The 25,850-nt window shown below is 75.7% G+C and carries 22 protein-coding genes; 17 read left to right on the top strand and 5 right to left on the bottom strand.

Annotation, left to right across the window (positions count from 1 at the left end):
- Nucleotides 1–726: 726 nt before the first annotated feature.
- The 16 genes from KPL60_RS28220 (at nt 727) to KPL60_RS35255 (ending at nt 20,273) form a co-directional block, all read left to right on the top strand.
- Nucleotides 727–2,331, top strand: a complete 1,605-nt coding sequence (locus KPL60_RS28220; RefSeq protein WP_226367696.1) for an AMP-binding protein — start codon at nt 727–729, stop codon at nt 2,329–2,331.
- Between the two features lies 1 nt (nt 2,332).
- Nucleotides 2,333–2,569 (top strand): glutaredoxin family protein, encoded by a 237-nt coding sequence (locus KPL60_RS28215; protein WP_073576570.1) that lies wholly within the window; start codon nt 2,333–2,335, stop codon nt 2,567–2,569.
- Complete coding sequence (locus tag KPL60_RS28210) at nt 2,566–4,251, top strand: molybdopterin-dependent oxidoreductase (RefSeq protein WP_226367695.1); 1,686 nt, start codon at nt 2,566–2,568, stop codon at nt 4,249–4,251. The genes KPL60_RS28215 and KPL60_RS28210 overlap by 4 nt, the downstream gene beginning before the upstream one ends.
- A gap of 481 nt (nt 4,252–4,732) precedes the next feature.
- Nucleotides 4,733–5,461, top strand: coding sequence for a redox-sensing transcriptional repressor Rex (locus tag KPL60_RS28205; protein ID WP_062403813.1), 729 nt, complete (start codon nt 4,733–4,735; stop codon nt 5,459–5,461).
- A gap of 4 nt (nt 5,462–5,465) precedes the next feature.
- Nucleotides 5,466–6,902, top strand: a complete 1,437-nt coding sequence (locus tag KPL60_RS28200) for a glutamyl-tRNA reductase (protein ID WP_226367694.1) — start codon at nt 5,466–5,468, stop codon at nt 6,900–6,902.
- Nucleotides 6,899–7,855 (top strand): hydroxymethylbilane synthase, encoded by a 957-nt coding sequence (hemC, locus tag KPL60_RS28195; RefSeq protein ID WP_226367693.1) that lies wholly within the window; start codon nt 6,899–6,901, stop codon nt 7,853–7,855. The genes KPL60_RS28200 and hemC overlap by 4 nt, the downstream gene beginning before the upstream one ends.
- A 16-nt stretch (nt 7,856–7,871) precedes the next feature.
- The gene (locus tag KPL60_RS28190) at nt 7,872–9,413 is read left to right on the top strand and encodes a bifunctional uroporphyrinogen-III C-methyltransferase/uroporphyrinogen-III synthase (protein ID WP_226353938.1); all 1,542 of its coding nucleotides are present in this window, start codon (nt 7,872–7,874) and stop codon (nt 9,411–9,413) included.
- Nucleotides 9,414–9,497: 84 nt separating this feature from the next.
- The gene (gene hemB, locus KPL60_RS28185; protein WP_226367692.1) at nt 9,498–10,478 is read left to right on the top strand and encodes a porphobilinogen synthase; all 981 of its coding nucleotides are present in this window, start codon (nt 9,498–9,500) and stop codon (nt 10,476–10,478) included.
- A 343-nt stretch (nt 10,479–10,821) separates the two neighbouring features.
- On the top strand, nt 10,822–11,589 hold the full coding sequence (locus KPL60_RS28180) for a hypothetical protein (protein WP_226367691.1): 768 nt from the start codon (nt 10,822–10,824) through the stop codon (nt 11,587–11,589).
- Between the two features lie 22 nt (nt 11,590–11,611).
- Nucleotides 11,612–12,952 carry a glutamate-1-semialdehyde 2,1-aminomutase gene (gene hemL, locus KPL60_RS28175; RefSeq protein ID WP_374228764.1) on the top strand — a complete coding sequence of 447 codons (1,341 nt, stop codon included), beginning with the start codon at nt 11,612–11,614 and terminating at the stop codon, nt 12,950–12,952.
- Between the two features lie 2 nt (nt 12,953–12,954).
- The gene (locus KPL60_RS28170) at nt 12,955–13,614 is read left to right on the top strand and encodes a histidine phosphatase family protein (protein WP_226353934.1); all 660 of its coding nucleotides are present in this window, start codon (nt 12,955–12,957) and stop codon (nt 13,612–13,614) included.
- On the top strand, nt 13,611–14,210 hold the full coding sequence (locus tag KPL60_RS28165) for a TlpA disulfide reductase family protein (RefSeq protein ID WP_062398027.1): 600 nt from the start codon (nt 13,611–13,613) through the stop codon (nt 14,208–14,210). The genes KPL60_RS28170 and KPL60_RS28165 overlap by 4 nt, the downstream gene beginning before the upstream one ends.
- 96 nt (nt 14,211–14,306) lie before the next feature.
- Complete coding sequence (locus KPL60_RS28160) at nt 14,307–15,179, top strand: cytochrome c biogenesis CcdA family protein (RefSeq protein ID WP_226353933.1); 873 nt, start codon at nt 14,307–14,309, stop codon at nt 15,177–15,179.
- A complete protein-coding gene (locus tag KPL60_RS28155; RefSeq protein ID WP_226353932.1) occupies nt 15,179–16,825 on the top strand; it encodes a cytochrome c biogenesis protein ResB in 1,647 nt (548 codons plus the stop codon). Before KPL60_RS28160 ends, KPL60_RS28155 begins: the two co-directional genes overlap by 1 nt.
- Before the next feature lie 6 nt (nt 16,826–16,831).
- Nucleotides 16,832–17,788 carry a c-type cytochrome biogenesis protein CcsB gene (gene ccsB, locus KPL60_RS28150; RefSeq protein ID WP_226353931.1) on the top strand — a complete coding sequence of 319 codons (957 nt, stop codon included), beginning with the start codon at nt 16,832–16,834 and terminating at the stop codon, nt 17,786–17,788.
- 43 nt (nt 17,789–17,831) lie between these two features.
- Nucleotides 17,832–20,273, top strand: coding sequence for an AAA family ATPase (locus KPL60_RS35255; RefSeq protein ID WP_374228763.1), 2,442 nt, complete (start codon nt 17,832–17,834; stop codon nt 20,271–20,273).
- Between the two features lie 128 nt (nt 20,274–20,401).
- On the opposite strand, the gene KPL60_RS28140 is transcribed toward KPL60_RS35255, so the two are convergent.
- The gene (locus tag KPL60_RS28140) at nt 20,402–20,635 is read right to left on the bottom strand and encodes a hypothetical protein (RefSeq protein ID WP_062398018.1); all 234 of its coding nucleotides are present in this window, start codon (nt 20,633–20,635) and stop codon (nt 20,402–20,404) included.
- An 85-nt stretch (nt 20,636–20,720) separates the two neighbouring features.
- On the bottom strand, nt 20,721–20,933 hold the full coding sequence (locus tag KPL60_RS28135) for a BldC family transcriptional regulator (protein WP_073576557.1): 213 nt from the start codon (nt 20,931–20,933) through the stop codon (nt 20,721–20,723).
- 300 nt (nt 20,934–21,233) lie between these two features.
- On the opposite strand from KPL60_RS28135, the gene KPL60_RS28130 reads away from it, so the two are divergent.
- On the top strand, nt 21,234–21,695 hold the full coding sequence (locus KPL60_RS28130; RefSeq protein ID WP_226367690.1) for a DUF4229 domain-containing protein: 462 nt from the start codon (nt 21,234–21,236) through the stop codon (nt 21,693–21,695).
- 12 nt (nt 21,696–21,707) lie between these two features.
- Here KPL60_RS28130 and KPL60_RS28125 read toward each other — a convergent pair whose 3' ends face one another.
- The 3 genes from KPL60_RS28125 to menE form a co-directional block, all read right to left on the bottom strand.
- The gene (locus KPL60_RS28125) at nt 21,708–22,580 is read right to left on the bottom strand and encodes a 1,4-dihydroxy-2-naphthoate polyprenyltransferase (RefSeq protein WP_226367689.1); all 873 of its coding nucleotides are present in this window, start codon (nt 22,578–22,580) and stop codon (nt 21,708–21,710) included.
- Nucleotides 22,581–22,714: 134 nt separating this feature from the next.
- Complete coding sequence (locus KPL60_RS28120; RefSeq protein WP_226367688.1) at nt 22,715–24,373, bottom strand: hypothetical protein; 1,659 nt, start codon at nt 24,371–24,373, stop codon at nt 22,715–22,717.
- 226 nt (nt 24,374–24,599) lie between these two features.
- A complete protein-coding gene (menE, locus tag KPL60_RS28115; RefSeq protein WP_255656608.1) occupies nt 24,600–25,823 on the bottom strand; it encodes an o-succinylbenzoate--CoA ligase in 1,224 nt (407 codons plus the stop codon).
- Nucleotides 25,824–25,850: the final 27 nt, after the last annotated feature.

Genomic DNA, 25,850 nt, shown 5'->3' with positions numbered 1-25,850 from the left:
CCTGCTCGGTACGGCCGGGCGGACCCGACCGGGTGGTCCGGCCGTCCGGGCGGTGTAGGGCGGGGCCTGCGGGGTACGTGGGGGGAGCGTCGACCAGGGGAGCGGACGCGATCGGCCCCGTCGGCTGGGACGGTGCAGAGGTCGCTGAAGTCACGGACACCTCCCCGTCCGGCTGGGGGCGGACGGTGTCGGGTCTGTCCTGGCCGGGTTCGGGGGCCCGGGTCGGACGGACGGTCTCGGGGATGGTCTCGGAGCGCTGCTGTCGGAGCAGGCGGTGCGGTCGCATCGGCCGGGTCATGGATCCCGGGGGGTCGGACGGGGTACGGCTCGGCGGGCGACCCGGCCGGCGGGGACCGCCGGCGCGTCCCGCGCGGCGCGGCGCGGTGTGCGCCGTGGCGCGCTGGCGTCGAGCTGCATGCCACTCCCTCGGGTGAGTCGCGCGACGAACCGGCGGTTCACGCGTTGAACTTCATGTAGCGGCGGAGCATAGACGTCTGTCGAGTGGCGCAACGCACTCGCCGCCTCTCGTCGCGTGCCGTTCCGGCGAGCGGCCCGATACGCGCGGTGGACGAACTGTGCGCGAAGCGTGTCCGAATCGACACGTGGCGTGCACAGCGGTGAGCGGTCCCTCGGAACACGACGGCCGCGGCCGGGTTTGGAACACTGGCGGCGACGCGTGCCGACGAGCCGACCCCGCCCCGGCGGGGTCCGAGGATGGAGACCGCCGTGCCGAGTTCCGACCCCGTGCCGGGCCACCGTCCCGACCGGCCCACCCACCTCGCCGACCTGGTGGCGCGCAACGCCTCCGAGCGTCCGGGGCACGACGCCGTCCGTGACCTGTCCGGCGCCGCACCGCTCACCCTGACCTGGTCGGCGTTCGACGCCGCGGTCTCCGCCGAGGCCGCCCGGCTGCGTGCGGCGGGCGTCCGCCACGGCGACCGGGTCGCGATCGGCCTGCCCGACGGCGCCGACTACTGCGTGGCGCTGTTCGGCGCGCTGCGGGCCGACGCGGTCGTCGTACCGTTCGGCGCGGGCTCGGTGACCCGCGAGCTGGAGGTCGTGCTCGACCAGGCCCGGCCGGTCGCGGTCGTCGCCCGGCCCGACGACGCCGTCGCGGCCGGCTGCGCCGAGGGTGTCGGCGCGACGCTGCTGGGCCCCCCGGACCTGGCGGCCCCGGTCCCGGACGCCCCGGTCGACCGGGCCCCCGCCGACCCCGAGCGGATCGCGCTGGTCGTGTTCACCTCCGGCACCACCGGGCGCCCGCGCGGGGTGCAGCTGTCGCACCGCGCGCTGCTGGCCAACCGCGAGCAGGCGGGTGCGCTCCGCCCGGCGCCGGTCAACGGGGTCGACCGGGTCCTGCTGGCGCTGCCCCTGTTCCACGTCTACGGCCTCGCCGCCGGGCTGCTGCAGGTCTGCTGGACCGGCGCGACCGTCGTGCTGCCCGGCCGGTTCTCCCCGGACCGGCTGGCCGAGACGGTCGTCGAGGAGCGGGTCAGCGTCGTCGCCGGGGTGCCGTCGATGTTCCGGATGCTGCTCGACCTCGGGCCCGAGCGGCTGCGCGCCGCGATGGCCGGGGTGCGGCTGTGCACCTCCGGCGGGGCGCCGCTGCCCGCGGGCTGGCTCGCGGACTTCCGCGCGGCGAGCGGGCTGGACCTGCACGAGGGCTACGGCCTCACCGAGGGCGGGCCCGTCGTCACCAGCAACGACCTGGGCCGACCGGCCAAGCCCGGCTCGGTCGGGCAGGTGCTGCCCGGTGTCGAGCTGCGCCTGGTCGACGCCGACGGGCAGCCGATGGAGCGCAGGCCCGCGCCGGAGCCCGAGCCGCGCGGCGAGGACCCGCTGGACGACCTGGACTACGACGACGGCTCCGACCCGTCCGACGACACCGGGCTGATCGCGGTGCGCGGGCCGAACCTGTTCTCCGGCTACTGGCCCGACGGCTCCGGCGGCCCCGGCGAGGACGGCTGGTTCGTCACCGCCGACGTCGGCTACCTCGACACCGACGGCGACCTGCACCTCGTCGACCGGTCCTCGGACCTGGTCATCGTCAACGGCTTCAACGTCTACCCGCGCGAGGTGGAGCAGGTCGTCGCCGAGCTGGACGCGGTGGCCGAGGTCGCCGTCGTCGGGGTGCCCGACGACCGGACCGGAGCCGCGGTCAAGGCGGTGGTCGTGCCGGTCGCGGGCGCCGAGCTCACCGAGGAGACGGTCGCCGCGCACTGCGCGGCCCGGCTCGCCCGGTTCAAGCGGCCCGCGGTCGTCGCCTTCGCCGACGAGCTGCCCCGCACCCCGACGGGCAAGATCGCCCGAAGGACTCTGGCGAGGATGTGAGATGCGGGTACGACTGCTGACCCGGGTGGGCTGCCACCTGTGCGACGACGCCGCCGAGGTGCTGGCCCGGGTGTGCGCCGAGACGGGCACCGGCTGGGACACCGTCGACGTCGACTCCGACGACGAGCTGCGCGCCGAGTACGGCGACCAGGTGCCGGTGGTGCTGCTCGACGGCCGTGAGCACGACTCGTTCCGGGTCGACGAGGAGCGCCTGCGCGCGGACCTGGCCCGGCCGTGAGCCCGGTCCCCGACGGTCCGGTCGCGACCTCGGACGGTCCGGCCGGCGGGGCCCCGGACGCGGACCGCCCGCCGGTCCGCACCGCACCGGCCGCCCGTACCGCCCTGGCCGGGCTCGCCGCGGCCGCCCTGGGCGTCGGCGCGGGGCAGGCGCTCGCGCTGCTGGTCGCCCCGGCCGCGGGGCCGGTGAACGCCGTCGCCGAGCAGGTCGTGGCACTCACCCCGCCCGCGCTGGCCGGCGCGGCGACCGTCGGGGCCGGGATCGGCAGCCGCTACACCGTCGTCGCCGGGGTGCTCGTGGTCCTGGCCCTGGCCGCGGCCGGGCTCGGGGCGCTGTCGCGCCGCTCGCCGTGGCCGGGGGCGTGGGGGCTCGCGGCGCTCGGGCTGCTGGGTGTCGTCGCCGCGGCGACGGCGTCGGGAGCCGGTCAGCTCGACATGGTCCCGGCGGGTGCCGCGGCCGTCGTCGCGGTGACGGTCTTCCGGAAGCTGCACGCGCTGGCGGCCCGGATCCCCGCCCCGACCGCGGCCGGGACGCTGCCCGACGGGCGGCCCGTCCGGTCGTCGCTGACTCGGCGGCGGTTCCTGCGCACCACCGCGCTGGCGGGGGCGGGCGGGGTCGTGCTGGGCACCGGGGCCGCGGTCGCCGCGCCCCTGCTGCCCTCGGGCCGGATCGGGCCCGAACGCGACGCGCTGACCGCCCGGATCCGGGCGCTCGCCGCGCAGGGCCGCATCGCGCCCGCCCCGGCACTGCCCGCCGGGGCCCAGGTGCCGGGCGCGGCCGCGTTCACCACCGCCGTCGACGACTTCTACCGGATCGACACCGCGCTGCGGGTCCCGTCGGTCGACCCGGCGTCGTGGAGCCTGCGGGTGCACGGGCGGGTCGGGCGCGAGCTCACCCTCACCCTCGACGACCTGCTGGCCCGTCCGCTCGTCGAACGCTGGGTGACGATGGCCTGCGTCTCCAACGACGTCGGCGGCGACCTCGTGTCCACCACCCGGTTCACCGGGGTGGAGCTCGCGCCGCTGCTCGCGGCCGCCGCGCCCGACCCGGCGGCGGACCAGGCGCTGTCCACCTCCACCGACGGCTGGACGGCGGGCAGCCCGTCGTCGCTGCTGCTCGACCCCGCCCGCGGCGCGCTGCTCGCGGTCGCGATGGCCGGACCGGACGGCCCGGTCGCGCTGCCGCCCGAGCACGGCTTCCCGGTGCGGATCGTCGTCCCCGGGCTCTACGGCTACGTCTCGGCCACCAAGTGGGTCACCGACATCGAGTTCACGACGTTCGCCGCCCGTACCGACTACTGGCGCGACCGCGGGTGGGCGCCGCCCGGGCCGATGGAGACCGCCGCGCGGATCGAGTCGCCCGCCTCGTACGCGAGCGTGCCCGCCGGCCGGGTCGTGGTCACCGGCTCCGCCTGGGCGGTGCCCCGGGGGATCCGCCGGGTCGAGGTCGGGGTGCAGGACGGGGGTGCGGCCGGGTCCTGGGTCACCGCGGAGCTCGCGCCGGTGCCGTCCGGCGGGGCCACCTGGCGTCAGTGGCGCGCCGAGCTGGACCTGCCGCCGGGCGGGTACACCCTGGTGTGCCGCGCCACCGACGGCGACGGCGTCGTCCAGACCTCGGAGCGCCGCTCCCCGCTGCCGGGCGCGGCGACCGGCTGGCCGACCCGCACCGTCACCGTGACCTGAGTGACCGTGACCTGAGCCTCGTCGCGCCGTCCCGGGCGGAGAGGTGTGTCACGGGCGGTCGCGAGGTATGCGTGACGGTGGTGGCGTGGAGGACGACGTGGCGCTCGTCGCACGACGAGCGGTTCCTGCCCGTCGATCACCGGTAGCTCCAGGTCAGGGGTCCCGGTCGAGCACGGAGAGGACCAAGATCGCAACTTTGTGCGTGCCTTCACAAGCGGCTACCGTGGGTTCCCGTCGCCGGACCCGGTGGCACGGTGCCCCCGCGGCGCCGAGGACGCCGGGCCTCGTCCGTCCGCAGCCCGACCGGCCCGTCCGGCCGGTTCGCGGGCGTGCCGTGAGCGCGCCGGCGACCGGCACCTGCACACCCCCGACCGGAGCACGCCCAGTTTCGATGACCGACCGCCCGCGGACAAGCCCCCGCGAGCAGGAGCGGGCACCGGGACCCCGGCCGCCCGCGACCGACGCCCGAGGAGGACGGCCCGTGACCCTGCCGCCCGAGTCCGGTGCCGCCGCGCCCGACGGCAACGGCGAGCGCCCCGCGCGCCCGGTGCCGGAGGCCACCGTGTCCCGGCTCGCGGTGTACCTGCGGGTGCTCGGCGAGCTGCGCGAGGCCGGCGTCGAGACGGTGTCGTCCGAGGAGCTCGCCGGTGCCTCCGGGGTCAACTCGGCCAAGCTCCGCAAGGACCTGTCCTACCTGGGGTCCTACGGCGTGCGCGGCGTCGGCTACGACGTCACCTCGCTGCAGGGACGGCTGCAGGGCGAGCTGGGCATGGACCACCGGCAGTCGGTCGCGCTGGTCGGCGTCGGCAACCTGGGCCACGCCCTGGCCGGCTACACCGGCTTCGCCGGCCGCGGGTTCCCGGTCAGCACCCTGTTCGACGTCGACGACGACCTCGTCGGCAGCGAGATCAACGGCATCCGGGTGCGGCACGTGCGCGAGATCCCCGAGGTGTGCGCCGGTGGCGGCGTCACCATCGGGATGATCGCGACGCCGGGCCCGGCGGCCCAGAAGGTCTGCGACCTGCTCGTGGCGGCCGGTGTGCAGTCCATCCTCAACTTCGCCCCGGTGCTGCTGACGGTCCCGGACGACGTCGAGGTCCGCAAGGTCGACCTGTCGGTCGAGCTGCAGGTCCTCGCGTTCCACGTGGCGCGACGGCACACCGGTGCCGCCGCGGTGACGGACAAGACGAACGAATCGGTGGTGTCGTAGAGCCATGAGCGTCCTCGTGGTCGGCCTGTCGCACCGCAGCGCGCCGGTCGAGGTGCTGGAGCGCCTCGCGGTCGCTCCGGGTGACGTGCCCAAGCTGCTCGAGGAGATGCTCGACCGCACGCACGTCGAGGAGGCGGTCGTCCTCTCCACGTGCAACCGGATCGAGATCTGCGCGGTCGTGGACGCGTTCCACGGCGGCCTCGGCGACGTGACCGACGTCCTCGGCACCCACGCCGGGTTCCCCATCGGCGAGCTGTCCGAGCACCTGTTCGTGCACTACGCGGGCTCCGCGGTCCAGCACCTGTTCGCGCTGGCGGCGGGCCTGGACTCGATGGTGGTCGGCGAGTCGCAGATCCTCGGCCAGCTGCGCGGCGCCTACGCGGCCGCGGACGCCGCGGGCGCCGTCGGCAAGGTCCTGCACGAGCTGGTGCAGCAGGCACTGCGCGTCGGCAAGCGGGTGCACGCCGGGACCGGCATCGACGAGGCGGGTGCCTCGGTGGTGTCCGAGGCCCTGCGCGACGCCGACCGTGAGCTCGGCGGCGTCGGCCTGGGCGGGACCCGCGCCGTGATCGTCGGCGCCGGGGCGATGGGTGCGCTGGCCGCCGCGCACCTGCGTCGTGCCGGGGCGGGCGAGATCGTCGTGCTGAACCGCTCGGCCGAGCGCGGCGAGCGGCTCGTGGAGAAGGTCCTCGAGCACGCCGAGCAGGGCACCACCGCGCGCTACGCGCCGATGGAGTCCCTGGCCGACGAGCTGCGCGACGCCGATCTGATGCTGGCCTGCACCGGCGCGATCGGGCACGTCGTCGACGTGGCCCCGGTCGCCGAGGCGCTGACCGGCCGCACCTCTCCTTTGGTCGTGTGCGACCTGGGCCTGCCGCGTGACGTCGACCCGGCCGTCGGCGAGCTGTCCGGCGTGCGCATGGTCGACCTCATCACCCTCCAGCGTCGGCTGCTCGACACCGCCGACGGCGGCTCGGTCGCCGCGGCCCAGACGATGGTCGACGCCGAGGCCCAGCAGTACCTGGCCGGGCAGCGCTCGGCCGAGGTCACGCCGACGGTCACCGCGCTGCGCCGGCGCGCCTCGGAGGTCGTCGACGCCGAGCTGCTGCGCCTGGACTCCCGGTTGCCCGACCTGGACGGCCATGTCCGCGAGGAGCTCTCGCGGACCGTCCGCCGCGTCGTCGACAAGCTGCTGCACACGCCCACGGTCCAGGTGAAGCGCCTGGCCGAGGGCCCGGACGGGGACAGCTACGCCGCGGCGCTGCGCACCCTGTTCGAGCTCGACCCGCAGGCCGCCGCCGCGGTCGCCGCCCCGGTCCGGGGCGCCGACGCCAGCGTCGACGGCGGCGACGTCACCGCCGCCCTGCGCTTCAGCGACCCCACCGCGCCGTTCGACGCCACCCCGTCGATCGGGTCCCGTCCCCCGGAGCAGATCTCGTGAGTGTCCTGAAGATCGGCACCCGGCCGTCGAAGCTGGCGGTCGCGCAGTCCACCACCGTGGCCGACCGGCTCGTCGCCGCGGGCCACCCGTGCGAGCTGGTCACCATCTCGACCAGCGGTGACCGCTCGTCGGCGCCGATCCCGCAGATCGGGGTGGGGGTGTTCGTCTCGCAGCTGCGCGACGCGCTCTACGCCGGCGAGATCGACGTCGCGGTGCACTCGTACAAGGACCTGCCGAGCGCGCAGCCCGAGGGGCTCACGATCGCGGCGATCCCGGAGCGCGAGGACGTCCGCGACGCGCTGGTCACCGGCGGTCGTGTGCTCGGCGAGCTGGGCCGTGGCGCCCGGGTCGGGACGGGGTCCCCGCGCCGGACCGTGCAGCTGCACGCGCTCGGCCAGGGCCTGGAGGTGCTGCCGATCCGCGGCAACGTGGACACCCGGATCGGGAAGGTGCGGTCGGGCGAGCTGGACGCGGTGGTCGTGGCCGCCGCCGGGCTGCGCAGGCTGGGCCGCATCGACGAGGCCGACGAGCTGATCGACCCGCTGCAGATGCTGCCCGCCCCCGCCCAGGGTGCGCTGGCGATCGAGTGCCGCACCGCCGACACCGATCTGGTGTCGGTGCTGGCCGCGGTGCTGGACGACAGCGGCGTGCGCTTCGCCGTCACCGCCGAGCGTGCGGTGCTGGCGGGCCTGGAGGCCGAGTGCACGACCCCCGTCGGGGCGCTCGCCGAGGTCGTCTCCGACCTCGACGACGACGGCCGGGCGGTCGACCGCCTGTCGCTGCGCGGTGCGCTGGGGATCGGGGACATCGCGGGGGGCGACGTGGTGCGCGCCTCCGCCACCGGAGACATGGACGACGCAGAGAAGCTCGGGGCCGCGGTCGCCCTCGAGCTTCTCGACCTGGGAGCCGAGGACCTGCCCCCCGCAGGTCCCGGTGGTCCCGCCAACCGCTGATTCGGGAGTTTCTTCAATGACAGGACCTGCCAACACCTCGGGGCGGATCGCCTTCGTGGGCAGCGGACCGGGGGACCCGGCGCTGCTCACCGTGCGCGCCCGGGACGTGCTCGCCGGCTCGCCGCTGGTCATCACCGACCCGGACGTGCCCGAGGGCATCCTCGCCCTGGCCGCGGACGGCGCCGAGGTGCGCCCGGCCGTCGGCCAGCCCGCCGACATCGCGAGCGACCTGCTCACCGAGGCGGGCCAGGGCCGCTCGGTGGCCCGGCTGGTCTCCGGTGACCCGCTGACCAACGACGCCGTCGTCGCCGAGGCGATGGCCGTGTCCGCCTCGGGCACGCCGTTCGACGTCGTCCCCGGCGTCCCCTCCTCGACCGCGGTCCCGGCCTACGCCGGTGTCGCGCTCGGGTCGGCGCACGTCGAGGCCGACGTCCGCGCGGGCGTCGACTGGGCCGCGCTGGCCGCGAGCCCGGGCCCGGTCGTGCTGCACGCGACGAGCGCGCTGCTCGGCGACGTCGCCGCCGGTCTGACCGCCCAGGGCGTCCCGGACGAGACGCCGGTCGCGATCACCGCGGGCGGCACCACCTCCACCCAGCGGACCATCTCGTCGTCGGTCGGGCGGATCGCCGCCGACGGCGGTGACCTCGAGGGCGCCCTCGTCCTGACCGTCGGCGAGGCCGCCGGTCGTCGCGGCGAGCTGTCCTGGTGGGAGTCGCGCGCGCTCTACGGCTGGCGGGTCCTGGTGCCGCGCACCAAGGACCAGGCCGGCGTGATGAGCGAGCGGCTGCGGATGCACGGCGCCATCCCGGAGGAGGTGCCGACGATCGCCGTCGAGCCGCCCCGGTCGCCCGCGCAGATGGAGCGCTCGGTCAAGGGCCTCGTCGACGGCCGCTACCAGTGGGTCGTGTTCACCTCGACCAACGCGGTCAAGGCCGTCTGGGAGAAGTTCCACGAGTTCGGCCTCGACGCCCGCGCCTTCTCCGGTGTGAAGATCGCCTGCGTCGGCCGCTCGACCGCGGAGAAGGTCCGCGAGTTCGGCATCGAGCCCGAGCTCGTCCCGGACATCGACGAGGCCCAGTCCTCGACGTCCGAGGGCCTGCTGGACATCTTCCCGCCGCACGACGACGTGCTCGACCCGGTCGACCGGGTGCTGCTCCCGCGCGCCGACATCGCCACCGAGACGCTGTCGGCCGGTCTGCAGGAGCGCGGCTGGGAGGTCGACGACGTGACGGCCTACCGGACCGTCCGGGCCGCCCCGCCGCCCGCGCCGATCCGTGAGGCGATCAAGACCGGCGGCTTCGACGCGGTGTGCTTCACCTCGTCGTCGACGGTGCGGAACCTGGTCGGCATCGCCGGCAAGCCGCACGCCCGGACCCTGGTCGCCTGCATCGGCCCGGCCACCGCGGAGACCGCGCGCGAGTTCGGCCTGCGGGTCGACGTGCAGCCGGAGGAGGCCCGCGTCCCGACCCTGGTCGACGCGCTGGCCAGCCACACCGCGAAGCTGCGCGCCGAGGGCAACCTGCCGCCGCCGAAGAAGGTGAAGGCGCGCCGCCGCTGAGCCCTGCTCCCGTCGGGCCCCGTACCGCCTCCCCGAGGTGGTGCGGGGCCGACGTGTGTCCGGGGCGGTCGTAGCCTGGTCCGCATGGGTTTCCCGGCGCAGCGTCCCCGACGGTTGCGGACCACCCCCGCGATGCGGCGGCTGGTCTCCGAGACCGAGGTCCGTCCGCGGCAGCTGGTGCTGCCGATGTTCGTCCGTGAGGGCGCGACGGAGCCGGTCCCGATCGGCTCGATGCCGGGGGTCGTCCAGCACACCCGCGACTCGCTGCGCAAGGCGGCCGCGGAGGCGGCGGCCGCGGGCGTCGGCGGCGTGATGCTGTTCGGGGTCCCCGAGCACCACGACGCGACCGGCTCCGGCGCCGTCGACCCGGACGGGATCCTCAACGTCGGCCTGCGCGACGTGCGCTCCGAGGTCGGCGACGACCTGGTCGTCATGTCCGACCTGTGCCTCGACGAGTTCACCGACCACGGGCACTGCGGCGTGCTGGACGCCGACGGCGGCGTCGACAACGACGCGACGCTGGAGATCTACGCCCGGATGGGCGTGGAGCAGGCCCGCGCGGGCGCCCACCTCGTCGGCCCCAGCGGGATGATGGACGGCCAGGTCGGCGTCATCCGCGCCGCGCTCGACGAGGCCGGGTTCACCGACACCGGCATCCTCGCCTACACCGCCAAGTACGCCTCGGCGTTCTACGGGCCCTTCCGCGAGGCGGTGAACTCGCAGCTGAAGGGCGACCGCAAGACCTACCAGCAGGACGGCGGCAACGCCCGCGAGGCGCTGCGCGAGCTGGCACTCGACCTCGACGAGGGTGCCGACATGGTGATGGTCAAGCCCGCCCTGGCCTACCTGGACGTCCTGGCCCGGGTGGCCGACGTCGCCGACGTGCCCGTCGCGGCGTACCAGATCTCCGGGGAGTACGCGATGGTCGAGGCCGCCGTCGCCCGGGGCTGGCTCGAGCGCGAGCGGACCGTCATGGAGACGCTGACCTCGATCCGCCGCGCGGGTGCGGACGTGATCCTGACCTACTGGGCCACCGAGGCCGCGACCTGGCTCGACCGGGGCTGACCCCGCCCACCCGGGGTCGGCGGCACGCCCATCCGGGACGGTGTTCACGGAGACCGTTCACGCGGTGACGGGTTTCCGCGGAGAAGAGCGGCGCCGGGTGGCGACCCCCCGGGGCCCCCTGTTCGTGAATTCGCTTACCGGGTAAGCGAATTCGCCGCACTCCCCATGGGGCCTCGACGGGACCGGGTCCCGACGCCGCGTCCCGGTTCGAGGGGAACGGCATCGCGGGCCCGGCCGGGCCCGGCCGTGTGGTGCCGGTCGGTCGCTCCGTGAGGGGTGAATCGCGGCGCCGGGTACCGCCGAACGTGGCAAACCGGACACCGGCACGGCTACCGTGGAGGTCGTGAGCAGCAACCCCGGACAGCACGACGCCCCGCAGTACTACCGGCCCGGGCCGTCGACGGGGCGCTACCCGCAGTACCCGCAGAACCCGTACCCCCACGGCTGGCACGGCGGCGCCACACCGCCGGCGCCGTCGCAGCAGGCACCCGCCGCGCCCGCGCCGCAGCCGGGCACCACCGCGCAGCCGGGCGCCGCGCCGCAGCCGGGGCCCGGTCAGCAGGCCGGGCAGGGCCCGCAGTGGAACACCGCGCCGGGCTGGGGGCCGCCCCCGGCGGGGCTCGGCAGCGGGCCGCAGGGACGTCCGGCCCGTCCGCGTCAGGTGGTCACCGCGCTGGTCGCGCTGATCGCGGCGGCACTGCCGTTCGTGGTCATGGGCATCGGCGCGATGTTCGCGACGATCAACGACGCGGTCCTCAACGACACCGGGCTCCCGCGTGCCGACATCGACGCCGCGCTGGCCCAGACCGGTCTGACGATGGACCAGCTCACCCAGTTCGTGCGGGTGATGGGCGGGGTCTTCCTCGTCCTGGCGCTGGTGTGGATCGCGCTGGCCGTCGTCGCGTTCCTCGGGGCCGGTGGCGCCCGGATCGCGCTGGCCGTGCTGGCCGGCGTCTACGGGATCCCGCTCCTGCTGCTCATGGCGCCGACGATCCCGCTGTTCGCGGTGCTCGTCGTGGCGCTGTCCGTCGCCGGGGTCGCGCTGCTGTTCGGACGCCCGGCGAAGGAGTGGTACGCCACCCGCAAGCTCGGGGCCGCGAGCCGGTCCTGACACCGGCTGCGAGACTGGGGACGTGAGCACCGGAAGCGCAGGGACCGCCGTGAGCAACCCGGAACCGAAGGAGTCCGCCCGCCTCTTCGAGCGGGCGACCGAGCTGATCCCCGGCGGGGTGAACTCCCCGGTACGGGCGTTCAACTCGGTCGGCGGCACCCCGCGGTTCATGGTCTCGGGTGAGGGCTGCCGCCTCACCGACGCCGACGGCGCCACCTACGTCGACCTCGTCTCCTCCTGGGGGCCGATGATCCTGGGGCACGCGCACCCGGCCGTCGTCGAGGCGGTGCGGTCCGCGGCGTCGCAGGGGCTGTCGTTCGGCACGCCGACCCCGGGCGAGATCGACCTCGCCGCCGAGATCGTCGACCGGACCCCGGTCGAGCAGGTCCGGCTGGTCAACTCGGGCACCGAGGCGACGATGAGCGCCATCCGGCTCGCCCGGGGCATCACCGGTCGCACGGTGATCGTGAAGTTCTCCGGCTGCTACCACGGCCACGTCGACGCGCTGCTCGCCGACGCCGGCTCCGGGATCGCCACCCTCGGCCTGCCGACCAGCCCGGGCGTCACCGGCGCCCAGGCCGCCGACACCGTGGTGCTGCCCTACAACGACCTCGACGCCGTCCGCCAGGTCTTCGAGCAGCGCGGCGCCGACATCGCCTGCGTGATCACCGAGGCCGCCGCGGGCAACATGGGCGTGGTCCCGCCCGTCGAGGGCTTCAACGCCGGGCTGCGCGACCTGTGCCACGCGCACGGCGCGCTGCTGGTGATCGACGAGGTGATGACCGGGTTCCGCGCGTCGCGGCAGGGCTGGTTCGGCTGCGACGGCGTCGCGGGCGACCTCTACACCTTCGGCAAGGTCATGTCCGGCGGGCTGCCCGCGGCCGCGTTCGGCGGGTCGGCGCAGCACATGTCGTACCTGGCCCCGGCCGGGCCGGTCTACCAGGCGGGCACGCTGGCCGGGAACCCCGTCGCCGTCGCCGCCGGGCTCACCACGCTGCGCCACGCCGACGACGCCGCCTACGTCACCCTGCAGGCCAACGCCGACCGGATCGGTGCGCTGGTCACCGCGGCGCTGGAGCGGGAGGGCGTCGCGCACACCCTGCAGTACGCGGGCACGATGTTCTCGCCGTTCTTCACCGACACCCCGGTCACCGGCTACGCCGGGGCCAAGGCCGCCGAGACCTGGCGCTACCCGGCGTTCTTCCACGCGATGCTCGACCACGGCGTCTACCTGCCCCCGAGCGCCTTCGAGGGCTGGTTCGTCTCCACCGCGCTGGACGACGAGGCGTTCGAGCGGATCGAGACCGGCCTGGCCGCCGCCGCGAGGGCCGCGGCCGCCGCCACCCGCCCGGACGGGGCCTGAGCATGGGTGACCGGACCAGCCCGCCCGCGTCGGGACCGGTGACCGTGGTGCACGTGCTGCGCCACGGCGAGGTGCACAACCCCGAGGGCGTCCTCTACGGCCGCATCCCCGGCTACCACCTGTCCGACCACGGCCGGGCCCAGGCCAAGACCGTCGCCGCGTACCTCGACGGCAACGACGTCGCCGCCGTCGTCGCGTCGCCGCTGCAGCGCGCCCAGGAGACCGCACGCCCGATCGCGGACGCCCACGGCGTCGACATCCACACCGACGAGGGCCTGATCGAGTCCGGCAACCTCTTCGAGGGCAAGCGGTTCGGCGTCGGCGACGGCGCGCTCAAGCGCCCACAGGTGTGGCGGCTGCTGCGTGACCCGTTCACCCCGTCCTGGGGCGAGCCGTACCTCGCGATCGCGCACCGGATGCTCGGCGCCGTGCACGCCGCGCGGGCGCTCGCACCCGGCCGCGAGATCGTGTGCGTGTCCCACCAGCTGCCGATCTGGACGCTGCGCCGCTACCTGATGGGCCAGCGGCTCTGGCACGACCCGCGCCGCCGCCAGTGCGCGCTCGCCTCGCTGACCAGCATCGAGTTCACCGGTACCCGGATGACCGGGCTGCGCTACGCAGAGCCGGCCGGCCCGAGCGGCGCGATGGTGACCGGGGCATGAGACGCCTGCTGCCCGCCCTGCTCGGGTTGTTGCTGCTCGTCGCCGGGTGCGGCGTCGGCCGCGACGCCGCGGGCGGGGGACCCGGCCAGGACTTCCAGTTCGTCGCCCCGGGCGGCCAGGTGCGCATCACCTACGACCCGCCGGAGAGCCGCCAGCCGATCACCGACCTGCGCGGCGAGAGCCTGCTGCGCGAGGGCACCCAGGTCGGCATCGGCGACTTCCCCGACACGGTGCGGGTCATCAACATCTGGGGCTCCTGGTGCGGCCCGTGCCGGACCGAGGCCCCCGAGCTGCAGGCCGTGGCCGAGGCGGCCCGGGGCAAGGCCGTCGTCCTCGGGATCGACGTCCGCGACGACCGGCAGGCCGCCCTGGACTTCGTGACCGACCGCGGCATCACCTACGACTCGATCTACGACGCGCCCGGCCGCACCCTGGCCCGGCTCGACGGCTACCCGCGCAACGTCGTGCCCTCGACGATCGTGCTCGACCGCGACGCCCGGGTGGCCGCGGTGTTCCTGGTCCCGGTCGGGAGCTCGGACCTGCTGCCGCTCATCACCCGGCTTGCCGCCGAGCCGAGGTCCGGTTCGTCCCGCTGACCCCGGGTGACCGCGCGGTCGCGCCCCGCCCGGTGAACTACACGCTGTAGAACCCGCCGCGCGGCACCCCGAGCAGGGCTTCTACCCTGGGATGCGATGGACGCGACGACGACGCTGGCGATCTCGGGGCCGCTGCTGCTCGCAGTGCTGGTCTCGGTCGCCGCCGGGCTGGTGAGCTTCGCGTCGCCGTGCGTCGTCCCGCTGGTTCCCGGTTACCTCGCCTACCTCGCGGGGCTCGTCGGCGCGCAGTCCCCGCCGGTCACCCCGGCCGAGGCCACCGAGCGCGCCGCCGCCCGCCGGGGCCCGACCGCGACCGCGCCCGAGGACGGCGGGCAGGACGGCACTGCTGGTGCCGCCGCCGTCACCGCCGCACCGGTCCGGGACGACGGCCGCTGGCGGGTCGCCGGGGCCGCGCTGCTGTTCGTCGGCGGGTTCACCGTCGTGTTCGGCGCGATCATGGTCGGCGTCGTGTGGCTGTCCGACGTCCTCATCGACAACGAGGCGCTGCTCCAGCGCATCGGCGGCGTCGTGATGATCGTGATGGGGCTGGCGTTCGCCGGTGCCATCCCCGCGCTGCAGCGCGAGTACCGCTCGCACTGGACGCCGCGGGCCGGTCTCGCGGGCGCCCCGCTGCTGGGCGCGGTCTTCGGCCTGGGCTGGGTGCCCTGCATCGGGCCGACGCTGGCCGGGGTCGTCGCCGTCGCCGCCGGTACCGGGGGCGGCTCGGTGCGCGGGATCGTGCTGATCCTGGCCTACTGCGCCGGGCTCGGGATCCCGTTCGTGCTGATCGCGCTGGGCGCGACCCGGGCGGTGCGCGCGCTGGGCTGGCTGCGCCGCCACACCCGGGCGGTGCAGATCGCCGGGGGAGTGCTGCTGGTCCTCGTCGGGGCGCTGCTGGTCTCCGGTCTGTGGTCCCAGTGGCTGGTCAAGCTGCAGGTGTCGATCGCCGGATTCACCCCGCCGATCTGATGAGCTCCCCGCCCGACGCCCCGCCGCAGCCGTCCGTGTCGACACCGGACGGCGTGCCCCCGTCGTCGCCGCGGCCCGGGCCGCTCGCCCGCGTGCTGGCGTTCCTGCGCAACACCTGGCGCGGGCTGACCAGCATGCGCACCGCGCTGGTCCTGCTGTTCCTCCTCGCGCTGGCCGCGATGCCCGGGGCCCTGCTGCCGCAGCGCTCGCTGAACGCGTTCCTCGTCGAGGACTTCTACCGCGACAACCCCGCCATCGCGCCGGTGATCGACGCGGTCGGCGGGTTCGAGGTGTTCGCGAGCCCGTGGTTCGCCGCCATCTACCTGCTGCTGATGATCTCGCTGGTCGGCTGCGTGTTCCCGCGCACCGGCGAGTACCTGCGCTCGGTCCGCCAGCCCCCGGTCATGACCCCGCGCAACCTGGCACGGCTGCCGCACCACGCCGAGGGCGACACGACCGCGGGCGTCGACGACGGGCTGGCCAGGGCGCGGCGGCTGCTGCGCGGCTGGCGCACCGTGGAGCGCACCGAGGACGACGGCTCCCGCACGATCTCGGCGGAGAAGGGGTTCCTGCGCGAGACCGGCAACCTCGTCTTCCACCTCAGCCTGATCGGCATCCTGCTCGGCCTGGCCGGCGGCAAGATGTACGGCTACGAGGGCGACGTCATCGTCCGCGCCGACGGCAGCGAGTTCTGCAACAGCTCCATCCTCGGCTACGACAGCTTCCGCGCCGGGCTGCGCGTCGACGGCACCGACCTCAACGACTTCTGCGTGAAGGTCGACCGGTTCGACGGCACCTGGCTGCCGAACGGCCAGCCGTCGACCTTCGGCGCCTCGGTCGGGTTCCAGACCGGGCAGGACGTCCGCGACGGCGTCAGCACCTGGCGCCCCGACGAGATCGCGGTCAACCACCCGCTGCGCACCGACGGCGACCGCGTCTACCTGACCGGCTACGGCTACGCGCCGGAGTTCACGGTGACCTGGCCGGACGGGCAGAGCCGCACCGGTGAGGTGCAGTGGCGCCCGGTCGACCAGTCCGGCACCCAGCTGTCGGAGGGGGCGACGAAGTTCGAGCGCCCCGGCATCACCGACCCGGAGCAGCGGCGCACCACGCAGCTCGCCGTCACCGGGACGTTCGCACCGACCGGCGCGGTCGACCCCGAGGGCAAGCTGGTGTCGGTGCACCCGGACCTGCGCTCGCCGACCGCCGACGTCGACGTGCTCCTCGGCGACCTCGGCATCGACGACGGCCGCGGCCAGTCGATCTTCAGTGTCGACCAGAGCAAGATCGACGACGGCGAGCTGCGCTCCGTCAGGACGGCGCGGCTCGGGATCGGCGACACCACACGGCTGCCGGACGGCACGGTCGTCCGGTTCGACGGCGTCACCCCGTGGGTGAACCTGCAGGTGGGCCACGACCCCGGCCAGTCCTGGGTGCTGGCCGCGGCGGTGCTGATGGTCGGCGGCCTCGCGCTGTCGCTGTCGGTCACGCGCCGCCGGTTCTGGGTGCGGGTGTCCCCGCGCGACGGCGGGGGCGGTCACATCGCCCTCGGTGGTCTGGCCCGGACCGACCGGGCAGGCTACGGCGAGGAGTTCGACCGGCTCGCGACCGAGCTGCTCGACCCGACGGACAAGAAGGACGGTTAACCCGAGATGCTCGTCGACCCGATCACCGCGATGTGGAGCGACCGCCTGTTCCAGGCGACGCTCGTCGTGCTGCTGCTGGCGCTGGTGTTCGCGTCGCTGGAGTACGCGGCCCGGCGCGTCGCGCGGGCCGCGGCCCGCGCGGAGGAGCCCGCCCCGGTGGGGGCCGGGTCCACGGCGGTCGCGGCGCCCGAGGAGCCCCCGTCCGACGACGGCCGCCGCTCCCGTGCCGACCGCTACGGCCGGATCGGCATCTCGCTGATGGTGCTGGCGGCCCTGACCCACCTCGGGTCGATCGTGCTGCGCGGCTTCGCCGCCTACCGGTGGCCGCTGGGCAACATGTACGAGTTCACCTCGGCGCTGTGCCTGATGGCGGTCGGGGCGTGGCTGGTGCTCGTGCGCCGGCACCCGGGTCTGCGTCCGGCCGGGGTGTTCGTGCTGACGCCGGTCGTGCTGCTCATGTTCGTCACCGGCACCGTGCTCTACCTCGACGCCGCGCCGGTCGTCCCGGCCCTGCAGTCGTACTGGATCATCATCCACGTCACGACGATCACGCTGGCCTCCGGCCTGCTGCTCGTGCCCGGTGTGGCGAGCCTGCTGTTCCTGGTCAAGCGGAACGGGAAGCCGGCGTCGTGGGCCGCGAAGCTGCCGTCGGCGGAGTCCCTCGACCGGCTGGCGTACCGCGTGACGGTGCTCGCGTTCCCGCTCTACACCTTCGGCATCATCACCGGCGCGGTGTGGGCCGAGGCGGCCTGGGGCCGGTTCTGGGGCTGGGACCCGAAGGAGACCGTGGCCTTCGTCGCGTGGGTGCTCTACGCCGCCTACCTGCACGCCCGGGCCACCGCGGGGTGGAAGAACTCCGGTGCCGCGGCCTGGATCAACACGGCCGGCTTCGCCACGATCGTGTTCAACCTGTTCTTCATCAACATGGTGGTGGCCGGACTGCACTCGTACGCGGGGGTGTGAGGCGCCTCGACCACCGGGTTCCGCGCGGCTACCGTCGTTTCCCGTGAGTGAGAACGGTTCCGGCGAGCAGCCCGACGGGTCGGTGGGCCGCTACGTGCGGGAGCGCTGGGCCACGACGGAGTCCCCCGGCCGGTCCTTCGGACGGCGCAGGCGGACCGGCGGTGACGACGCTGCGGAGCAGGTCCCCGACGCCGGTACCACGCCGCTGCGGACCCCGTCGGCCGCCGAACGCGCCGCGTCGGCGCCCGCCCCGGGCCGCGCGGCCATCGGGACGCAGACCCCGCCGGCGGGCTCGGCGTGGGGCAGCGAGCTGCCCGAGATCGACGACGACCTGGTCGACGAGATCGACCCGTCCACCCCGCCGCACGGGATGGACCTGTCCGCCCTGCGCGAGACCCCGCGCCCGGCCTCCTCCGGCTCCGCGACCGTCGCCGACCCCGACGACGAGCCCGCCCCGGCCTCCGCGGGCGACCCCCGGCACCGGCGCGACGACGCCGCCCCGGACCCGGCCGTGCAGGACCACGGCCCCGACGACACCGGTCTCTACCGCGCCGCGGGTACCGACCCCGAGCCGTGGTGGGCCGTGCCCGCCTCCGCGGTGCCCGACGACGACCCCGACGCGGACCTCATCTGGCGCGCCGACCGGTCCGCGGGCCGCACGGCGGACGACACCGGCGACCGCGACACGACCCCCGGGTACTCCCCGGACGGTGACGCGGCCCCCGGGCACTCGCCGGTCGGTGACGCCGCGGCCCCCGGATACTCGCCGGAGGGCGGTGCCGCGGGCCCGGACCTCCCGGACCGCGCCACGGCCTCCCGGGACGACTCCCCGGGCCGCACCGCGACCGCCGGGTACGACGACGCGCCCGTGGCCGCCGATCCGCGGCACTCCGACCCCGCCGCTCCGGCGCCCACGGATCCTGCGGGTCCGGCGCACGCGGGGCACGGCGGCCGCGCGGTGCGGGACGGGTACCCGCCCTACGCCGATCCGGCCCCGGAACCGTCGCCGGGCGAGGGCTCCGGGCACACGGGTCCGGCGTGGCCCGCCGAGGCCGCACGGCACCCGGCGACCGCGCGGGAGGACGGGGCCGCCGTGGCCGGGCCCGCCGCACCCGGCAGTGACCCCGGCCCGGGGCCGGCGACCTCCGGCCACGGGACCGCGGCCACCGGCCGGCGGATGGGCCACGGCACGCCGGGACGGCCCGAGGGAGCCCCGCGCGCCGACGGCAGCGCCCGTGCGGACGGCAGCGCCCGTGCCGACACCGCGCCGCCCACCGAGGGGACACGGGAGTCCACCGGGGCGGCCCCGGCAGCCCCCGCCCGGACCGGCACCCCCCGGACGGACCGTTCCCGCGACGACCGTGCCCGCGACGACCGGCGCCCCCGCCAGGGGGACCGTCCCTGGCGCGCGGCCTGGGACGACGAGTCCGCGGAGACCGGGCCCCAGCGCACCCTCACCCCGCCGCGCGGCCGGCCGCAGACGGGGGTGAAGCGGCCCCGCTGGACGGCCCCCGAGGCGATCGAGGCCCGGGCCGCGCAGCACCGCCGCGGCGACGAGCCGCACGGCGGGCTGGACCTCGCGCCATCGCGCACGGGGCACGGCAGCGCGGGCCGTCCGCCGACGAGCGGGTGGCGTCGCTGGGTCTACGTGCTCACCGGCGGCCTGGTGAACCCGGGGGAGAGCCCCGCGGAGCTGCACCGGCGCGACCTCGTGGCCCGCGCGAACCGGCCGCTGATCAGCTCGCAGAAGATCGCGATGCTGAGCCTCAAGGGCGGGGTCGGGAAGACGACGGTCACCGCGACCCTCGGGGCGACGTTCGCGTCGCACCGGGGCGACCGGGTCGTGGCCGTCGACGCCAACCCCGACCGCGGCACGCTGAGCCAGAAGATCCCGCTGGAGACCACCGCGACCGTCCGCCACCTGCTGCGCGACGCCGACCGGGTCCGCCGCTACAGCGACGTCCGCGCCTACACCTCGCAGGGCGTGTCCCGGCTCGAGGTGCTCGCCAGCGAGCAGGACCCGGCGGTGTCGGAGGCGTTCAGCGAGGACGACTACCGGCGCGCGGTCGACCTGCTGGAGCACTTCTACAACCTGGTCCTGACCGACTGCGGCACCGGCCTGATGCACTCCGCGATGTACGGCGTGCTGGGGATGGCCGACCAGATCGTCGTCGTGTCGTCGGGCTCGATCGACGGCGCCCGCAGCGCCTCGGCGACCCTGGACTGGCTCGACGCCCACGGCTACGGGGCGCTGGTCCGCAACGCCGTCGTCGTCATCAACACCGTCTACCGGCGGGCCGGTGGCGGGGTGGACCTCGACCGCGTCGCCGAGCACTTCTCGGGGCGGTGCCGGGCCGTGGTCAAGGTGCCGTTCGACCCGCACCTGGAGGAGGGCGCGGAGATCGACCTGGAGCGCCTGGAGGAGACGACCCGGACGGCGTTGCTGGAGCTGGCGGCGGCCGTCGCCGACGGCTTCCCGGTCTGATCCCGGGCCGCGACGGTCCCCGTCGCCGCCCCGGATGTGACCGGAGACACCGAAGGGCGGTCCGCCCGGTGGGGTGGACCGCCCTTCGGTAAAGGCGTCTTGGGGAGGTGCCGGCCGGCGCGACCCGCTCAGGGACGCTCGGGCGGGTCCTCCTGGTTACGGACCTTCTCGTCGAGCTCGCGCAGGAAGTCGGGATCGTCGTCGGGGCCGGTCGCGCGCGGCTTCTCGGCCCGCTGGCCCGACGACCAGGGGAACTCCGCGCGTGGGATGCGGTCGGAGACCACCTGTTCGGACCGCAGGGTCCGCACGAGCAGCACCGCGACCACGGCCGCGCCGACAAGAAGGATCAGGAAGAACAACATCAGGCCACCTCCGCTGTCCAGCGTAGCGAAGGTGGCCTGACGTACGGGTGAAGTCGAGACCCTCACCCCATGTGTGCGCTCCGGATCAGCGGAGACCGGTGTTCGCCTCGCTGGTCAGGTCGGCCAGCAGGCCGCGGACCTCGGACTCGCGGAACCGGCGGTGGCCGCCCGGCGTGCGGATCGAGCCGATCCGCCCGGCCGAGGCCCAGCGGGTCACGGTCTTGGGGTCGACGCGGAAGAGCGTGGCCACCTCACCCGGGGTGAGGAGACGCTCGGGTGCCTGAGTCGGAGCTGCCATGGGGATCCTCCCGAAGTGCACGTGGAGTATGTGTCACGGTGCTCGCCGGAGGCATCCGGCCGGGTACCGCTCTCGGTTTCCGGGCCATCGTGACACCTCAGACCCCGGGTACTCGAACGGTGTTGTGTGAGTAAAGGGTTCTTAAAGGGCAAAGCCGGTGAACAACTCGAACCGGACAGCCGGGGACGCCCGGGGAGGGACCGCCGCCCGGGCGGGTGGCCGCGATCCGGACGTCCGGGACGGGGCCGGGTGGAACCGGGCAGCCGCGGTCCGGCAGGTCCGGCCCGTACCCTGGAGGCCATGACGTCTCCGACCCCGCCGCAGGCCGCGGCGCGGGAGCGCGCCGGTGAGCCCGGGCTGGCCACCACGGTGGCGCTCTACACGCTCGCGCGGCTCGGTCTGCTCGCCGTGGTGACGGTCGTCCTCGCGCTGATCGGCGTGCCGTGGCTCGTCGCGCTGCTCGTGGCGCTCGTCGTCGCACTGCCGCTGTCGATGGTGCTGTTCCGCGGGCTGCGGGAGCGGCTGGACCGGGCGATCGCCGCGTCGACGGCCCGCCGGTCGTCCGAGCGCGCGTCGCTGCGGGCCCAGCTGCGCGGCGACGTCGGCCCGCCGCCCTCCCCGGACACGCCCGTCGCGCCCGCGTCCCCGTCGGCCACTCCGTCCGCGGGCGCGTCCCCGTCGGCCGCCGCCGCTGCGGACGGCGCCGAGGCGTCCACCGGGTCCGACACGGCCTCCTCGGCGGGGGACGGCCCGGCCCGCTGAGCGGGAGCGACCTCAGCCGACGGCGAGCCCGACGGCCACGGCGAGGCCCCAGGCCAGCAGGAGCAGGCCGGTGTCCCTGAGGACCGGGATGAGCGCGGGGCCCTCTGCCCCGCCGAGGACGATCCGCACCGGCCGTACGGCGGCGGGCAGCGGGAACAGCGCCACCAGCAGGCCCGGCCGGTCGAACGCGGCACCGACCGCGACGACGAACGGCACCAGCACCAGCGCGAGGTAGAGCATCCGGGTGCCGTGGTCCCCGAGCCGCACCGCGAGGGTGCGCTTGCCGACGACCCGGTCGCCCGGGATGTCCCGCAGGTTGTTCGCGACCAGCACCGCGCACGTCAGCAGCCCGACACCGACCGCGGCCCCGACGGCGGCGGCGTCGACGTGTCCGGCCTGGGTCAGCATGGTGCCCAGCACCGCGACCGGGCCGAAGAACACGAACACCGCGACCTCGCCGAGCCCGGCGTAGCCGTAGGGCCGCGAGCCGCCGGTGTAGTACCAGGCGCCGACGATGCACAGCGCCCCGACGAGCAGCAGCCACCACTGGCCGGAGACCGCCGTGAGCACCAGCCCGGCGACGGCGGCGACCCCGAAGCAGGCGAACGCCGCGGCCTTCACCGTGGCCGGTTCGGCGGCCCGGGAGCCGACCAGGCGCTGGGGGCCGACACGGTCGTCGTCGGTGCCGCGGATGCCGTCGGAGTAGTCGTTGGCGAAGTTCACCCCGATCACCAGCGCGACCGCCACCAGGAGGGCGAGCAGCGCGGAGCCGGGGGCGAGGGCGCCCGCGCCGAGCGCGGCGCCGGTGCCGACGAGGACGGGGGAGATCGCGGTGGGGAGGGTGCGCGGCCGCGCGCCCTCGACCCACTCTGCCGTGGTGGCCACCCCGGGAACCTATCCCGCCGCGCCGCCGTCCGACGGGGCCGTCCCACGGCACGACCACACCCCTGCGCCGGTCGCCACACCCGCTGCGACGGGTGTGCGGACCGGCGCAGGGGTGTGGCTGCCGGGCAGGACGGTCAGGAGGTGCCGGAGGGCGCCCGCTGGGCCGAGCCGGGGGTCACGCGGGCGGCCTGGTTGTCGCCGGTGGGGACGCCGGTCGCGGGTGTGGGCGCGGTGGCGGACCCGGGTGAGGGGGTGCCCGCCGTGGACCCGCCGGCGGCCGGTGCCCCGGCTCCCGGCCCCGTCGCCGCGGAGGGTGCGGACGGCGCGGACGGTGCGGACGGCGTCGATGAGGACGGTGCAGACGCGGACGGGGTGGCCGCGGACGGTGCGGCGGGGGCAGCTGGGACCGGAGCCGGCGAACCGCCCACCGCGGCGGAGGCGTCGGGCCCCGCGGGAGCCGCGGAGGTGCCGGGAGCCGCGGGAGTGCCGGGCGCCGACGGAGCAGCGGAGGCGTCGGGCGCGGTGGGGGCGGCGGGGGCGGCGGGGGCCGCGGGCGAGGGTGCGGACGGGGCCGCCGCGTCGCAGGCCGGGACGTCGCCCGGCAGCCCGGTGAACGCCGTCGCCGGGAGGTACTGGCCGTCGCCGATCCGGACGAACGCGCCGGAGGTGCACTGCACCGGCACCTCGGTGGCGTCGACGGCGATCCCGACCGACTCCGCGCCGGCCTCGGGCCGGGCGAGGATCTGGATGTCCGGGGTGCCCTCGGTGCGGATCGCGGACAGCCGCTGCGACCCGGTCCACAGGTAGTCGACCTGGACCTGCGAGTTGTCCTTCAGGCCGAGGACGTCCCAGAAGATGCCGTCGCCCAGGTCGATGCCCGCCGGGTTGGCGACCCGGCGCCCGAACTGGTCCTTGCCGCCGTTGTGCCCGTTGCGCGCGGCCGCGGCCTGCGGCACGCCCTGGGGAAGGTCCTTCCACATCTCCCGCTGGTTCGACGGGTTCCAGTAGTCGTCCTTGGTGTTCCACGGGCCGATGTCCCAGACCGGGGCGATCGCGCAGCGCCCGTTGGGGGCGCAGACCTTGACCGAGTAGTCGGTCTTGCCGTTGGCCGAGAGCGCCCGGCGCGAGGGCAGCGCGACGAAGCGGTCCCGGTTGACGATCTTGTGGCCGTTCGCGGTGGTGCCGCCGACGAGCCCCTCGCGGGTGGCGAACACCGAGTAGCTGCGCGGCGCGGCCTCGGTGACCGGCTCGCTCTCGGCGCCGGAGCCGGGCGTCGCGGTGAGGGTGAGCTCCCGGACGGTCGGGTCGGCCGCGCCGGTGGCGGTGAGGACCAGGCGTCCCTGCACCTCGGTGACGGCCTCCGGCAGCTCGGTGCGGGAGTCCTGGGCGGCGATCCACTCGGTCCAGCCGCCGCCCGCCCGCTTCCCGCGGACGTCGACCGACGCCGTCGAGCCGGGCGGGGTGTCCGCGACGAGCCGGGAGTCGACCTCCCGGGTCGGGGCGTCCAGGGTGCGCGGCGCGAGGGTCAGCAGCCCGGTCGGGACGACCTCGGCCGGGTCGGCGGAGGACTCCGTGTCCCCCTCGTCCGCCGGGGCCCCGAAGGCCGTCGACCGGTCGAACCGGGCCCCGTCGGGCGAGACGACGACACCGTTGCCGGTGCCCTCGCTCAGCTCCGGCTGCCACGTCGTGCCCGGCTCGTCGGCCATCGCCGGGACCGTGGCGGCGGCACAGAGCGCGCCGGTCGCGGCGAGCAGACCGATGGCCCGCAGCCCGGCCCGCGTGATGCTGCGCATGGACAACCCCCGCTGATCGCTGTGACTCGTGTGACGACGGGGAGCCCTGTGATGGGTGAGGGCTCTGTGTCGCCAGTGGTCGAAGCACACTCGATCTCAGGGGTGCGTGCAACGCACGCTGCGTGAACCAACTCCAAGGTGTGTACACGGATCGGGTGGTGGAGACCGTGACGCAACGCCGTGATCCGACTGCCCACCGTGACCGACAACTCCGCTGGGTGAGCGGTCAGGTGCGGCGCGCCCCCGCCAGGATCTCCGCGACGGCGGTGCGGTCGGGCTTGCCGATCCCGCGCTCGGGCACGGTGTCGGCCCGCAGCAGCAGCCGCGGCACGGCGGCCCGGCCGCACGCCGCGCGGACCGCGGCACACAGAGCGTGATCGTCCGGTGCGGCCCCGGAAGGCACCACGAGCGCGGCCACGATCTGGCCCCACTCGTCGTCGGGGAGGCCGACGACGCACGCCGCGCGGACGCCGTCGACCGCCAGGAGCGCCCGCTCCACCGCGGCGGGCGCGACCTTCTCGCCCCCGGTGTTGACGACGTCGTCGATCCGGCCCAGGACGGTCAGCGTCCCGTCCGGCGCGAGCGCACCGAGGTCCCCGGTCCGGAACCGGCGGACGCCCCCGTCGGACACGAAGGCCTCCGCGGTCGCCTCCGGCGCCCCCAGGTACCCGCCGGCGACGACCGGCCCGCCGAGCACCACCCGTCCGTCGGCCGGGTCGAGGGTGACCTCGACGCCGTCGAGCGGGACGCCGTCGTGGACGCAGCCGCCGCAGGTCTCGCTCATCCCGTAGGTGGTGACCACCCGGATCCCCTCGGCGAGCGCGCGCCCGCGCAGCCGCGGGTCCAGCGCGGCCCCGCCGACGAGCACGGCGTCGTACCCGGCCAGGGCGTACAGCGGGGCACCGCCGTGGTCGAGGATCCGCGCCAGCTGGGTCGGGACGAGGCTGGTGTAGCGACGGGTGCCGTGCGCCATCCGTCCGGTGGCGCGGGCCAGGCCGTCGGGCCGGAAGCCGCCGCGGACGTCCTGGACCACGCAGGCGGTGTCCGCGAGCAGGGCGCGCAGCACCACCTGGACCCCGGCGACGTGCTCGGCGGGCAGCGTGAGCAGCCACGACCCCGGGCCGCCGAGGCGGGCGTGCGTCGCCGCGGCCGAGGCCCGCAGCGCGTCCGCGGTGAGCGCGACGTACTTGGGCTCCCCGGTCGACCCCGAGGTGGCGACGACGGCGGCGAGCCCGTCGGGCAGCTCCCCGGCCGCGGCGGCCCGCGCCACCGGCCCGGGCAGCGCATCCGACCCGGCGGTGTCCGGCCCCGCGGCACCCGGGCCCGGGCCCGGCTCGGCCCGCACGGGCAGCACCGCGGGACCCGTGCCGTCGACGGCGGCCCGCAGCGCGGCCGCCAGCCGGGTCACCGACTCCGCGGAGCCGTCCACCGGAAGTGCACGCACAGTCATGCTGTCAACCCTGTCTGTCGTGACGCA

This window comes from Pseudonocardia sp. ICBG162 (genome assembly GCF_020496225.1).
Taxonomy (GTDB): Bacteria; Actinomycetota; Actinomycetes; order Mycobacteriales; family Pseudonocardiaceae; genus Pseudonocardia; species Pseudonocardia alni.
Note: the sequence above shows the minus strand (reverse complement) of the source record. Positions and strands in the feature narration are given on the sequence as shown.

Coding starts and splice junctions, on each gene's coding strand:
- menE (WP_255656608.1), bottom strand. CDS start 25,823: ATGACTGTGCGTGCACTTCCGGTGGACGGCTCCGCGGAGTCGGTGACC.
- KPL60_RS28120 (WP_226367688.1), bottom strand. CDS start 24,373: ATGCGCAGCATCACGCGGGCCGGGCTGCGGGCCATCGGTCTGCTCGCC.
- hemB (WP_226367692.1), top strand. CDS start 9,498: ATGGGTTTCCCGGCGCAGCGTCCCCGACGGTTGCGGACCACCCCCGCG.
- KPL60_RS28160 (WP_226353933.1), top strand. CDS start 14,307: ATGGACGCGACGACGACGCTGGCGATCTCGGGGCCGCTGCTGCTCGCA.
- ccsB (WP_226353931.1), top strand. CDS start 16,832: ATGCTCGTCGACCCGATCACCGCGATGTGGAGCGACCGCCTGTTCCAG.
- KPL60_RS28200 (WP_226367694.1), top strand. CDS start 5,466: ATGAGCGTCCTCGTGGTCGGCCTGTCGCACCGCAGCGCGCCGGTCGAG.
- KPL60_RS28215 (WP_073576570.1), top strand. CDS start 2,333: ATGCGGGTACGACTGCTGACCCGGGTGGGCTGCCACCTGTGCGACGAC.
- KPL60_RS28170 (WP_226353934.1), top strand. CDS start 12,955: ATGGGTGACCGGACCAGCCCGCCCGCGTCGGGACCGGTGACCGTGGTG.
- KPL60_RS28155 (WP_226353932.1), top strand. CDS start 15,179: ATGAGCTCCCCGCCCGACGCCCCGCCGCAGCCGTCCGTGTCGACACCG.
- KPL60_RS28135 (WP_073576557.1), bottom strand. CDS start 20,933: ATGGCAGCTCCGACTCAGGCACCCGAGCGTCTCCTCACCCCGGGTGAG.
- KPL60_RS28130 (WP_226367690.1), top strand. CDS start 21,234: ATGACGTCTCCGACCCCGCCGCAGGCCGCGGCGCGGGAGCGCGCCGGT.
- KPL60_RS28165 (WP_062398027.1), top strand. CDS start 13,611: ATGAGACGCCTGCTGCCCGCCCTGCTCGGGTTGTTGCTGCTCGTCGCC.
- KPL60_RS28140 (WP_062398018.1), bottom strand. CDS start 20,635: ATGTTGTTCTTCCTGATCCTTCTTGTCGGCGCGGCCGTGGTCGCGGTG.
- KPL60_RS28190 (WP_226353938.1), top strand. CDS start 7,872: ATGACAGGACCTGCCAACACCTCGGGGCGGATCGCCTTCGTGGGCAGC.